Genomic DNA, 12,324 nt, shown 5'->3' on the forward strand with positions numbered 1-12,324 from the left:
TGATCGAGTGGGGTTTGGGCTCATCCAAGCCGGGCACCACACGAGCAGCAGTGCTGCGCACCCGCCAAGAGCGGGCCGCAGCCGACGCAGACCGAAGGAGACACGCGTGAGCACCACGGCGAAGAAGCCCGGGTCCAACGGATCGGGCGATGCGGTCCTGAAGATGGGCCGGTTCTTCACCCGGCGCGGCGAGATCTCCGACGATGGGCGCACGATCACCCGCGAAGGCGGCCGCGGCGCCGACAGCTTCTACCGCGACCGCTGGAGCCACGACAAGGTCGTCCGCTCCACCCACGGCGTCAACTGCACCGGCTCCTGCTCGTGGAAGGTCTACGTCAAGGACGGGATCATCACGTGGGAGGCCCAGCAGACCGACTACCCAACCGTCGGCGACGACCGCCCGGAGTACGAGCCCCGCGGCTGCCCCCGCGGCGCCGCCTTCAGTTGGTACACCTACAGCCCCACCCGCGTCCGCTACCCCTACGCCCGCGGCGTGCTCCTGGAGATGTACCGCGAGGCCAAGGAACACTTCGGTGACCCCGTCGAGGCGTGGGCCTCGATCGTCGAAGACCCCGAGAAGGCCGCCCGGTACAAGCGCGCCCGCGGCAAGGGCGGCCTCGTGCGCACCTCCTGGGAGGAGGCCGTCGAACTCGCCGCCGCCGCCCACGTCTACACGGTCAAGAAGTTCGGGCCCGACCGGCTCGCTGGCTTCACCCCCATCCCGGCGATGTCGATGGCCTCATACGCCGCCGGCTCCCGCTTCTACAGCCTCGTCGGCGGCACCATGCTCAGCTTCTACGACTGGTACGCCGACCTGCCGCCCGCCTCACCGCAGGTCTTCGGCGACCAGACCGACGTGCCCGAGTCCGCCGACTGGTGGGACGCCGCCTACCTCATGATGTGGGGCAGCAACGTCCCCGTCACCCGCACGCCCGACGCCCACTTCATGGCCGAAGTGCGTTACCGCGGCACCAAAGTCGTCACCGTCAGCCCCGACTTCGCCGACAACGCCAAATTCGCCGACGAATGGGTCGCCATCCACCCCGGCACCGACGCCGCGCTGGCCATCGGCATGGGGCACGTCATCCTCAAAGAGTTCTTCGTCGACACCGCCACGCCGCAGTTCGTCGACTACTGCAAGACGTACACCGACCTGCCGTTCCTGGTCACCCTCGAGCGGCGCGGCGACTCCTTCGTCCCCGGCAAATTCCTCGTCGCCGCCGACCTGCGCGACGACGACTGGACCCACCCCGAAGCCGACTCCCTCAACGCCGAATTCAAGACCGTCGTCCTCGCTCCCGACGGCGGGCCCGTCGTCCCCAACGGCTCCATGGGCTACCGGTACGGCGAAGAAGGCAAGGGCCGCTGGAACCTCGACCTCGAGGGCGTCGACCCGGCCATGAGCATGCTCGACGTCGCCGCCGGCGACACCTACGCCGTCGAAATCGACCTCCCCCGCTTCGACGCCCCCGACGGCGAAGCCGGCGTGCTGCGCCGCGGCGTGCCCGTCCGCGAGGTCGCCGGCAAACCCGTCTGCACCGTCTACGACCTGCTGCTCGCCTCCTACGGGGTACACCGCGACGGGATGCCGGGCGACTGGCCGCAGTCCTACGACGACCCCGACGGTGTCGGTACCCCCGAATGGCAACAAAGCCTGACCAGCGTGCCCGCTGCTCAATGCATCCGCATCGCCCGTGAATTCGCGGCCACAGCGCGCGACTCCGGCGGCCGCGCCATGATTCTCATGGGCGCCGGCACCAACCACTGGTTCCACTCTGACACCATTTACCGCACCTTCCTCACCTTGACGACCATCACCGGGTGCCAAGGCAAGAACGGCGGCGGCTGGGCCCACTACGTCGGCCAGGAGAAGGTGCGCCCCCACACCGGCTTCTCCCAGATGGCGTTCGCCCTCGACTGGCAGCGGCCCGCCCGGCAGAACATCTCCGCCGCCTTCTTCTACCTGCATACCGGCCAATGGCGGTACGACTCCCACAGCGCCGACTCCATGGCCGCCGCCACCGGCAAAGGCCTGTTCGCCGGACTCTCACCCGCCGACATGCTCGCCTCCTCCGCCCGCATGGGCTGGATGCCGAGCTACCCGACGATCTCCGGCAACATCCTCGACCACTGCGACGCCGCCGCCGCCGAAGGCATCACCCCGCAGGAATACGTGCTGCGCGAGCTGAAAAACGGCAACATCCGGTTCGTCGCCGAAGACCCCGACGGCGAGGGCAACTGCCCCAAAGTCATGACCGTCTGGCGCTCCAACCTGCTGGGCTCCAGCTCCAAGGGCAACGAGTACTTCAACAAGATCCTGCTCGGCACCGACCACTCCCTACGCGCCGATGTCGCGCCTGAAGGCCACCGCGGTTCCGAAGTGCTCTGGAACGACGAGCTCCCCGAGGGCAAACTCGACCTACTGCTCACCCTCGACTTCCGGATGACCAGCACCACCCTCTACTCCGACCTCGTGCTGCCCGCCGCCACCTGGTACGAGAAGTACGACCTCAGCAGCACCGACATGCACCCCTATGTGCACTCCTTCAACCCCGCCATCAATCCGCCCTGGCAGACCCGCACCGACTATGCCGCCTTTAGCGCCCTCGCCGAGAAGTTCTCCGAGCTGGCCCGCGTGCACCTCGGCACCCGCACCGACATGATCATCGCTCCGCTGCAACACGACACTCCCGACGAACTCGCTTATCCACGCGGCGTCGCCAAGGACTGGCGTCGCGGCGAATGCGAGGCCATCCCCGGCAAGACGATGCCCAAGATGATTCCCATCGAGCGTGATTACACGCTTGTCGCGCAGAAGTGGTCGTCCATCGGTCCGCTCGCCGCCAAACTCGGGATGCCCACCAAGGGTGTCGTCTTCGACCCCACCCCCGACATCGAGAAACTGCGCCAACACAACGGCATCGTCCGCGGCGGAGCCGGCGCCGGCCAACCTTCCCTTGCCCGCGACCGCGACATGTGCGAAGCCATCCTGCACCTCTCCGGCACGACCAACGGTCGCCTCGCCACCGAGGGCTGGAAACAGGTCGAAGCCCGCACCGGCAAGCACTTCACTGACCTCTCCGAAGGCGAAGCCGGCAAACAGATCACGTTCAAAGACACCCAGCTCGCCCCCCAGCCGGTCATCACCTCACCCGAGTGGTCGGGCTCCGAACACGGCGGACGCCGCTACAGCCCCTTCGTCGTCAACGTCGAACGCCTCAAGCCATGGCACACGCTCACCGGCCGACAACAGTGCTACATCGACCACGACTGGCTCCAAGAAATGGGGGAGTCGCTGCCTGTTTATAGGCCACCGCTCAACATGACCCAGCTGTACGGCGAACCCGAGATCGGCCAGCCCGGCGCCGACGGGGTCGGGCTCACCGTGCGGTACCTGACCCCGCACAACAAGTGGTCCATCCACTCCGAATACCAAGACAACCTGTTGATGTTGTCCCTGGCCCGAGGTGGGCAGGCCATCTGGATGAGCGTGCAGGACGCCGCCAAACTCGGCATCAACGACAACGACTGGATCGAAGCCGTCAACCGCAACGGCGTCGTCGCCTCCCGGGCGATCGTCTCATCCCGCATGCCCGAGGGCCTCGTCTACATGCACCACGCCCAGGACCGCACCGTCGACGTACCTATCGCCGAGGCCTCAGGTAAGCGCGGCGGGATCCACAACTCGATCACTCGAATCCTCTTCAAGCCCTCCCATGTCGCCGGCGGGTACGCGCAGATCAGCTGGGCCTTCAATTACTACGGGCCGACCGGCAATCAGCGCGACGAGGTCACCGTTATTCGGCGGCGCAGCCAGGAGGTGACCTACTGATGCGGGTTATGGCTCAGATGGCGATGGTGATGAACCTCGACAAGTGCATCGGGTGTCACACCTGTTCGGTGACGTGTAAGCAGGCCTGGACCAACCGGACCGGGACTGAGTATGTGTGGTGGAACAACGTCGAGACGCGGCCCGGCCAAGGGTATCCGCGGACGTACGAAGATCAGGAGCGGTGGCAGGGCGGCTGGGTCGTCAAGAACGGCAAGCTGACGTTGCGCGCCGGGGGGCGGCTCAAGAAGCTGCTGCAGATCTTCGCCAACCCGGTGATGCCCAGCATGGACGACTACTACGAGCCGTGGACGTACGACTACGACACGCTCATCAGCGCTCCGCTAGGGGAGCACACGCCTGTGGCCCGGCCGTACTCGCTGATCAGCGGCAAGCCCATGAACATCAAGTGGTCGGCCAACTGGGACGACAACCTCGGCGGTAGCCCGACTCTGACGCGGGAAGATCCGATTCTGCGCAAGATCAACGAAGACGTGAAGCTCGAGTTCGAGAAGACCTTCATGTTCTACCTGCCGCGCATCTGCGAACACTGCCTCAACCCCTCGTGTGCCGCGAGTTGTCCGTCCGGGGCGATCTACAAGCGCTCCGAAGACGGCATCGTGCTCGTCGACCAAGATGCGTGCCGCGGGTGGCGGCAGTGCATCACTGGCTGCCCGTACAAGAAGGTCTACTTCAACCACCGCACCGGCAAAGCCGAGAAGTGCACGTTCTGTTTCCCGCGGATCGAGGTCGGTATTCCGACCGTCTGCTCCGAGACCTGTGTGGGTCGGTTGCGGTACATCGGACTCGTGCTCTATGACGCCGACAAGGTGCTGGCCGCCGCCTCACAAACCAACGATCGCGACCTGTACCAGGCCCAACGGGACTGCTTCCTCGACCCCAGCGACCCCGACGTGCAGCGCGCCGCCATCGCCGCCGGGGTGCCGGAGGACTGGCTGGAGGCCGCGCAGCGCTCACCCGTGTGGGCCCTCATCAACAAATATGAGGTGGCGCTGCCGCTGCATCCGGAATACCGGACGATGCCGATGGTCTGGTACATCCCGCCGCTGAGCCCGATCGTCGACCAGGTGACCCGCACCAGCGCCGGTGACGCCGAGGCGCACGAAGTGCTCTTCGCCGCCATCGACTCCCTGCGGATCCCCACCTCCTACCTGGCGGAGCTGTTCACCGCCGGTGACGTGCCGGTCGTCGAGGCAGTGCTCAAGAAGCTTGCGGCGATGCGCTCCTACATGCGCGACATCAACCTCGGGCGCGACCCGCGGGCGGAGATCGTCGAGTCCGTCGGCATGTCGGAGGAGGACGTCTACGACATGTACCGGCTGCTCGCCCTCGCCAAATACGACGAGCGGTACGTCATCCCGACCGCCCACGTCGAAGACGCGCACCGGCTCGAAGAGCTCGCGACCGACTGCGCCGTCTCCGCCTACGGCGGGGGAGACAGCCCCTTCGGCCAGGACTCCGGTCGCGGCGGACCCGTGCCCGTGGCCATCCAGACGTTCGCCGAGACCAAACGCCGGCAGACCGCCGACAGCATGGGCGAACCGGCGCAACGAAAGGGAGGGCTCACGCAATGAGGATCCCGCTGACCCTCCTGCGGCGACCCCCCAAGCCCGCCCAGCCGCTGCGCGACCCCGGCTACTCCGGCGAGCCCGGCGCCATCGGCTCCCGCGGCCCCGCCCGGGCCCCGGCCCACGAGCGGACTGCCGGCGTGCGCGTCGACGAGGCGACCCGGCAGCTGTACCAGGTGCTCTCCCTCGTGCTCGATTACCCGGGCCCGCAGTTGCGTGAGCGGCTGCCGCTGCTCGTGGAGGTCGTGCAGGAGTTGTCGCGCGGCCGGGGCGCTGTGGCCCGCAGCGCCGCTGCCCTGTCGCCGCTGCTGGAGCACCTCGCGGCAACGCCGGCGGAGGAGTTGGAGCGGGCCTACGTCGAGACGTTCGATTTGCGTCGCCGCTGCTGCCTGCACCTGAGCTACTACGGCTATGGGGACACCCGCAAACGCGGGATGGCGCTGCTGGACATCAAGCAGGCCTACCAGGCCAGCGGCGTCGACCTGGAAGACGACGAGCTGCCCGACCACCTGTGTGTGCTGCTGGAGTTCACCGCCACGGTCGACCCTCCGGTGGGCCGGGTGCTGCTGCTCGACCACCGGCCGGGCATCGAGTTGCTGCGGATCTCGCTCGCCGATCGGCACTCGCCGTACCTGGCCGCCGTCGAGGCGCTCACCGGCACCTTTCCCACGATGGTCGGCTCGGATCGTGACGCCGTCGCCGCCCTCATCGCCAACGGCCCGCCCGACGAGGAAGTCGGCATGGAGGCCTACCAGTCCGGTTCCTACGCTGACGAGTCCGTGAGGTCATAGCCGTGAGTGTGTTGCTGTGGGTCATCATCCCGTATATGTGCCTGATCTCGTTCGTCGTCGGGCACTTCTGGCGCTACAAGTACGACAAGTTCGGCTGGACGACGCGCAGCTCGCAGATGTATGAGAGCCGATTGCTGCAGATCGGCTCGCCGCTGTTCCACTTCGGCCTGTTGTTCGTCATCGGCGGTCACGTCATCGGGCTCGTCATCCCCAAATCGTGGACCGAGGCGATCGGCATCAGCCAGGAGGCCTACCACTGGATGGCGGTCGTGGTCGGCGCCATCGCCGGTTTCTGCACGGTCGCCGGCATGATCATCCTCATCTACCGCCGCCGCACGACCGGCCCGGTATTCGCCGCGACGACGGTGAACGACAAGATCATGTACGTCTTCCTCGCCGGCACCATTCTGCTGGGCTTGTCGAACACGATCATCGGCAACGTGCTGGGGCACTACGACTACCGCGAAGGCGTCTCCGTGTGGTGGCGGCAGTTCTTCCTGCTGCACCCCGATCCGTCCCTCATGGCCGACGCACCGCTGACCTTCCAGCTGCACACGCTGTTCGCTTGCCTGCTGTTCGCCATCTGGCCGTTCACCCGCCTGGTGCACGTCTTCAGCGCCCCGCTGCAATATCTGTGGCGCCCGTACGTCGTCTACCGCTCCAAGACCTCCGGCCGGCTCGGCGCCCGGGAGTCTCGTCGCGGCTGGGAGCGCAGCGAACTCACCCGCAAGTAAGCCTCGGCCGCCTCACTACGGACAGCCAGGCTGTGCCCTCACCGCGACTGCCAGGTGAAGATGGCCGACGTCGGGTCGGTGGCGTCTGGGCCGAGGGTCAACCAGTAGAGGGTGCCGGCATCTCCCCAGCGCGATGTTGGGGTGGAGTCGATCTGCAGGATGAGGCGGCGTTGCAGCGAGTCGTGCACAAAGCGGGGGTCGGTCGCATCGTCGTCGCCGACGGCGAAGATGGCGGCCTCGTGCTCAGTCTCGTCTGCAATGGCAATCGGCCATCCACCGATCTGGTGGCTGGGTCGCTGGATCTCGAAGTGTTGCAAGGACAGGTAGAACCGGTCGACCTCTGCCACCTCGGTTTCGTCGTCGGCGAAGAGGTTGGGGCCTGCGGGGGCGTCAGATTCGGGCAGGGTGAGGGCCTGCCGCCCGGTCAAGCGGAGTTCGGGATCGACGCGCACTCCGGTGGCGCCGGGGGTCGGCGCGCAGTCGTGGGGTGGAGCGGTCACACGGATCAGCCTGGCCCCGGCTTGGCTACTTGGATCTTCCGGATCTACGACGGACTCGAAGTCGTCGTAGACGCCATCGAAGAAGAACATGAGAAGTCGCCCTGCTGCGGGCCAGGTCAGGCCGGTGTCTAGCCCGGAGGTGGCTAGGGCCTCCAGGTCGACCTCGCCAACGAATGACAGGGGTCCGTGGCCGGGCCACTGGGGCCATTCGGTGCAAGCGGCGGGGTGCGTGGGAAGCAGCGGTGACCCGCCCAATGTGGCGATGACCGCGTCACCGGGTTGGGCTGGTACCAGATGGACGGCTGGGCGAACGCTGCCCAGCCATTCTCGCGCGACTGCCGCGGGCAGGTGCCGGTGCGCAAGGTCACTCAGGTCGGCCCATCTGTCAGGGTCTATGAGTGTCATGAGTCGTCCCCTTTCGGTGCGGAAGGTTCTTGTCGTTGTCGCGTTCCCGCGGAGAGCATCAAACCGGACCATCGTTCGTCAATGCAGCATGCCCGCTTCGATGAGTGTTCGTCGTAGGTCGAGAATGGTCTCGTCGGTGACTGTTGAATAGTCCTGCACCGCGAGGACGACGCGAGAGTCCCCGGGGGAGAACAAGTCGGAGTGACCGGGACAGTTCTGCGCTGTCACTGACTCCCCAAGATAGGTGACCCATCCGACGGCGTGGACTACCGCCGGCTTTCGTTCCTGTTGTGCTTGCCGCCAGTGGTCCGTCGTCCACGTGACCCAGGAAGGTCCCATCGTGTCAATCAAGGCAGAAACCACTCGCACTGCATTTACCTGCTCATATAGCTCAGCAGCTTCTGCGTACTTCGGCAAGCCGATCACAACTGTGTTAAGTATTCCTTGGTGTTCAGAGTAACTTCCAAGGCTTGCTCCGAATCGAATGCCGGCGTCCTGACGATTCCAGAAGTCAATTCTAAATCCGAGGGGGTCAATAGTGTGATTATTGACGTCGCGCCTCGCCCGGCCTCTGATGAGGAGATTCGCGAGGTGTTCGGTGTCGGTTCGGACGGGTTCTGAAGCAGTGGCCTTGGAGTGGCCAAGAGTGAACCACTGCTCGTACCCTCGATCTATCACAGAGAGCCGCTGCAGGAGGCATTGGAGTCGATGGGCGCAGTCCTGTGCCGATTCCCGACGGCTACCCCAGTAAGCGCCGACATGTGTCGCACTCATTAGCCCCCCTACTTCATCCGGACGTGCTTGAGAGCAATTCGACTGAGTCCTTCACGTTCGAGCAGCTTCTGGAAGGCGGGTATCGCAGCTTCCTCGGCTACGATCCACTCGATTGGCGTACCGTGTGCCACCTGCAACTGATTTCTCGCCTGGCTAACATGATCACTGGCACGATTGTACCAGGCGCGAAATGTTCCATTCTTGACGAAGTTCTGATAGCCCGGTCCTTTGGCTTCGAGGAGGATGTCGTTGCGGTATCCGTCGAATTTTACGCGTTTGACGACGTAGGCGGTGCCTTTGGGGAGGCCGCTGATCTGTTCTTGGTAGGCGGCGGGGGCGGTCTGGCATGTGTTCTGTGACTTTTTGGACTCGGCCGGGCCCGGTGACTTGTGTGGGGCCGGGGGCTTTGGCGTGCTGCGGGGTGTCGAGGTGAAGCGCGGAGCGTGTCGCGATGGTCTAGCGCGGGGCACCCCGCTCGCCAGCGAGGGTCATCTGCGCCATCGGGAGGTCGCGTGGCTGAGCCTACTTATGCTGACTGCCAGGTGAAGGTCGCGGATGTTGGGTTGCTGGCGTCGGTCCCTGGGGCCAGCCAGTAGAGGGTGCCGGCGTCTCCCCAGGGTGACGTCGGGGTCGAGTCGATCTGTATGAGCAGTCGGCGTTGTGTGGCGTCTTGCACGACTGTGGGGTCGTCCCAGTCGAGGCAGCCGGTGGCGAAGACGGCGGCCTCGAGCTCGGGCGGCGTTTGGATGCCGCTTGGCCATCCGCCGATTTGGTGTCGGGGTGGGCGCACGGCCCAGGTCTCAAGGGTTGTGTACAGCTCATCGAGGGTCTGCAGGTCGACGCTGTCGGCCAAGGCTGCTGCACCGGGGGCGTCGGGGTCAGGCAGTGAGAGGCACTGCCTTCCGGTCAAGGCGACTTCGGGGTCGACCCGCACGCGCTTTGGGGCTGCGAGGGGTGTGCAGGCGCTGCGTGGTTCGGGCAGGTGGAGCAGTCGTGCGCCTGCCTGGCTGCGCGGGTCGCTCGGCTCGACGAGTGATTCGAAGTCGTCGTAGGACCCGTCGAAGAAGAACATGAGTAGGCGGCCGCTGCCCGGGAGCGTGAGACCGGTCTGCAGGCCGGACTCGGCCAGTGCCTCGAGGTCGAGCTCGCCCACGAAGCTCAGGGGCCCGCTGCCGCGCCACGTGGGCCACCTGGTGCGAGCGAGAAGACCGTGCCTTGGAAGGTGCGGCGACCCGCCCAGGGTGGCGAGTACCGGCTCACCGGGCCCAGCCGGCACCAGATGCACGACCTGGCGGACGGTATCGAGCCAACGCTGGGCAACTGACGACGGCAGGAGCCGCTGCGCCAGGTCATGCACGTCTTGCCAAGAGCCACGGTCAATGAGCGTCATCCGATCACCTCTCCGCCAGACTGCCGCTGACACATTGCACGAAAGTCACTCGGTCCACCATAGAATGCCAGGATCTATCCGCGCAGCGAGAGCAGAAAAGGCATCGAAGTCCATATCTAAATACCCCTCGTCGTCGTTAAAGAAGATGCCTTCTCTGAAGGCGGCCGCCAGGGTCTCAAGCATCTTCTCCAGGGAGGAGTGCTCGATAGGTTGCTCGGTCTCGTCGAGGCGAAAGTGGCGAATGGGACGGCCTCCCGAAGAGAAGTCAACGAGGTAGAAGTCGCCGCCCCCATCGGCGAAGAGAGGAAGCCATTGGTCGTGCCAGCGAGGGTTGGTTCTGAACGTCTCGAGATTCGCAAGGGCGTCTTGCAGGGGCAGGAGGTAGAAGTTGGGAAAGAGCCACATTTGCCCAAGCGTGAGCCCGGCCGTGCGGGTGCCGTTGCGCCATCCATAGAGCGACTCGACGCTGGAGTCGGTGGGGAGGCCATGCCGCCCGAGACCACGGGACACCGCCTCACGATTCAGGCCTGGCTGAAGTCCGTCTGTGGTCTGAAGTTGGCGTAGTCGGGTCAGGCCGTCCCAAATTTCGACAAGGTGATCCGCAACGGCCATTCACTCCACGCTCCCAAATTCCGACGTCTTTCGGTCCCACCTGATCGCCCCGTCGATCAACTCAATGAGTTACCCCAGAGAGTGCGCCGAGGCCACTGGCGAGCCACATGCTCTCCTAAGATACCCACCCACTGGATTTAAGAGCGGTCAGTCCCTTCGGGAGAAGCTGCCAACCGGGGCCGGTTCCGTTGTGTATCTCGACGCGCGAGACAAGACCTTGGGCCTCAAACTCGAGGAGTACATGAAGGATATGCGGATCAAGGAACACGGACGATCGACGATAGTATGCAAAGTCTAGATTTCTCGTGTCGCTCTTTCCATTGCTAATTCGCACGACGTCGAGGATTACAAGCTCATGCTCTTCCATGCTACTCCCAGATGGATGGGTAATGAAGGCACTTCTCTGGAAATCTGTGAGAATGACCCCATTCGTTTAAGGCGCGGGCGTGGAGAGTGTTTCAGGGATGTTATGCTGCCTCTCCGGCTGGCTGATCTGTAGGCTAGTCCGACTGACGATACAAACCGATTCCCTGAACTCTTGCGTCTGAATCGTAAGTCCTGAATTCCGGCCGGGTGATGCGGCAGTGTCAAGGGGTGGAAGCAACTTCGCTGGTCAGTAGGCGTTCGTAGGCTTCTCGTGGGGTGAGCCAGTTGAGGCATTTTCGGGGGACTTCGTTGAGTTCTTCGGCGATGGCGGTCAGGTAGGGCTGGTGGGTCGGGATGTCGGTGCCGTTGGGCAGGTAGCGGCGGATGCGGCCGTTGGTGTTCTCGTTGGTGCCGCGCTCCCACGGGCAGTGCGGATGCGCGAAATACACGGGCATCTTTGTGGTTTTGGTCAGGTGGGCGTGGCGGGCCATCTCGACACCCTGGTCCCAGGTCAACGACTTGGCGAACATCGCGGGCAGCACGCGGGTGTGGTCCAGGACGGCGTCGACGACCGATTCGCTGCCTCGACCCAGGGGCAGGGCCAGGATCGCGGTGAACCGGGTGGTGCGCTCGACCAGGGTCGCTGCGGCACTCGCGCCGGCGCGACCGATGATGAGGTCACCTTCCCAGTGCCCGGGCACCGCCCGGGCTGCGACCTCTTCGGGCCGTTGGTCGATGCTGACCATCCCCACGATCGGCCCCTGGCGCTGACCTGAGCGTTTACGAGGCCGGCGGCGGGTCCCTCCCGACGGGAGCAGAACCCCGCGCTCGACCAGCTCCCCCTTGGGCAGCGCGTAAATGTAGGAGTAGATCGCTTCGTGGCTCACCGTTAGACCATGCCCGTGCGGGGACCCCGCTGTCGCCTCCAACCCCGGATCGGCGGCCGCCGCACGCAACCGGCCCGCGATCGAGCCCGGAGTGCGACCCCGCGCCAGATCGGCATCCACCCGAGCCCTCAACACAGAACACTGTGCGATCTTCAAAGGGCTGGGGACGATTCCGCCGCCGCTGCGCCGCGCAATCCGCAGACACACTGCGATACCCCTGCGTCCGGGTCGAATTCCGCCGAACCTCCCGCGAGACCACCGACCGATCACGACCGATATGCGCCGCAATCCGCGCCTGAGTCCACCCCCGCTTTGAGCCCCGTAGAGATCTCCACCCGATCCTCCATCGACAACACCCGCCGCACACCCATACACCCCAGCCTCACCGCTCAACGACGCGCAGCCCCAACGCGACACGCCCGTTGCTTCGACGGTATGACGCTGCCG

The 12,324-nt window shown here is 65.2% G+C and carries 9 protein-coding genes and 1 pseudogene; 4 read left to right on the forward strand and 6 right to left on the reverse strand.

What is annotated here, in order from left to right; genetic code table 11:
• The first annotated feature begins 106 nt into the window (after positions 1–106).
• Genes KILIM_RS18415 through narI form a run of 4 tightly spaced genes read left to right on the forward strand, consistent with a single transcriptional unit; the run spans position 107 to position 6,943 of the window.
• The gene (locus KILIM_RS18415; protein WP_006594249.1) at positions 107–3,832 is read left to right on the forward strand and encodes a nitrate reductase subunit alpha; all 3,726 of its coding nucleotides are present in this window, start codon (positions 107–109) and stop codon (positions 3,830–3,832) included.
• Positions 3,832–5,424 carry a nitrate reductase subunit beta gene (gene narH, locus KILIM_RS18420; protein ID WP_006594250.1) on the forward strand — a complete coding sequence of 531 codons (1,593 nt, stop codon included), beginning with the start codon at positions 3,832–3,834 and terminating at the stop codon, positions 5,422–5,424. Before KILIM_RS18415 ends, narH begins: the two co-directional genes overlap by 1 nt.
• On the forward strand, positions 5,421–6,209 hold the full coding sequence (gene narJ / locus KILIM_RS18425; RefSeq protein WP_006594251.1) for a nitrate reductase molybdenum cofactor assembly chaperone: 789 nt from the start codon (positions 5,421–5,423) through the stop codon (positions 6,207–6,209). The genes narH and narJ overlap by 4 nt, the downstream gene beginning before the upstream one ends.
• A 2-nt stretch (positions 6,210–6,211) precedes the next feature.
• A complete protein-coding gene (narI, locus tag KILIM_RS18430; RefSeq protein ID WP_006594252.1) occupies positions 6,212–6,943 on the forward strand; it encodes a respiratory nitrate reductase subunit gamma in 732 nt (243 codons plus the stop codon).
• A gap of 38 nt (positions 6,944–6,981) precedes the next feature.
• Here narI and KILIM_RS23505 read toward each other — a convergent pair whose 3' ends face one another.
• The 6 genes and pseudogenes from KILIM_RS23505 to KILIM_RS18455 form a co-directional block, all read right to left on the reverse strand.
• Positions 6,982–7,920, reverse strand: coding sequence for a DUF1963 domain-containing protein (locus KILIM_RS23505; protein WP_306302366.1), 939 nt, complete (start codon positions 7,918–7,920; stop codon positions 6,982–6,984).
• Positions 7,921–7,926: 6 nt separating this feature from the next.
• On the reverse strand, positions 7,927–8,622 hold the full coding sequence (locus KILIM_RS25515; protein ID WP_373280993.1) for an Imm52 family immunity protein: 696 nt from the start codon (positions 8,620–8,622) through the stop codon (positions 7,927–7,929).
• A gap of 8 nt (positions 8,623–8,630) precedes the next feature.
• Positions 8,631–9,092: a Tox-REase-5 domain-containing protein gene (locus KILIM_RS25520; RefSeq protein ID WP_157551817.1), complete on the reverse strand. Its 462-nt coding sequence runs from the start codon at positions 9,090–9,092 to the stop codon at positions 8,631–8,633.
• A gap of 56 nt (positions 9,093–9,148) precedes the next feature.
• Positions 9,149–10,012 (reverse strand): DUF1963 domain-containing protein, encoded by an 864-nt coding sequence (locus tag KILIM_RS18445; protein ID WP_006594258.1) that lies wholly within the window; start codon positions 10,010–10,012, stop codon positions 9,149–9,151.
• 45 nt (positions 10,013–10,057) lie between these two features.
• Positions 10,058–10,624 carry an SMI1/KNR4 family protein gene (locus KILIM_RS18450; protein ID WP_006594259.1) on the reverse strand — a complete coding sequence of 189 codons (567 nt, stop codon included), beginning with the start codon at positions 10,622–10,624 and terminating at the stop codon, positions 10,058–10,060.
• A gap of 587 nt (positions 10,625–11,211) precedes the next feature.
• A pseudogene (locus KILIM_RS18455) lies at positions 11,212–12,248 on the reverse strand (IS30 family transposase).
• Between the last annotated feature and the right edge of the window lie 76 nt (positions 12,249–12,324).

The sequence above is a fragment of the Kineosphaera limosa NBRC 100340 genome (assembly GCF_000298215.1).
Lineage (GTDB): Bacteria > Actinomycetota > Actinomycetes > Actinomycetales > Dermatophilaceae > Kineosphaera > Kineosphaera limosa.

Coding starts and splice junctions, on each gene's coding strand:
- narH (WP_006594250.1), top strand. CDS start 3,832: ATGCGGGTTATGGCTCAGATGGCGATGGTGATGAACCTCGACAAGTGC.
- narJ (WP_006594251.1), top strand. CDS start 5,421: ATGAGGATCCCGCTGACCCTCCTGCGGCGACCCCCCAAGCCCGCCCAG.
- KILIM_RS23505 (WP_306302366.1), bottom strand. CDS start 7,920: ATGGTCCGGTTTGATGCTCTCCGCGGGAACGCGACAACGACAAGAACC.
- KILIM_RS25515 (WP_373280993.1), bottom strand. CDS start 8,622: ATGAGTGCGACACATGTCGGCGCTTACTGGGGTAGCCGTCGGGAATCG.
- KILIM_RS18445 (WP_006594258.1), bottom strand. CDS start 10,012: ATGACGCTCATTGACCGTGGCTCTTGGCAAGACGTGCATGACCTGGCG.
- KILIM_RS18450 (WP_006594259.1), bottom strand. CDS start 10,624: ATGGCCGTTGCGGATCACCTTGTCGAAATTTGGGACGGCCTGACCCGA.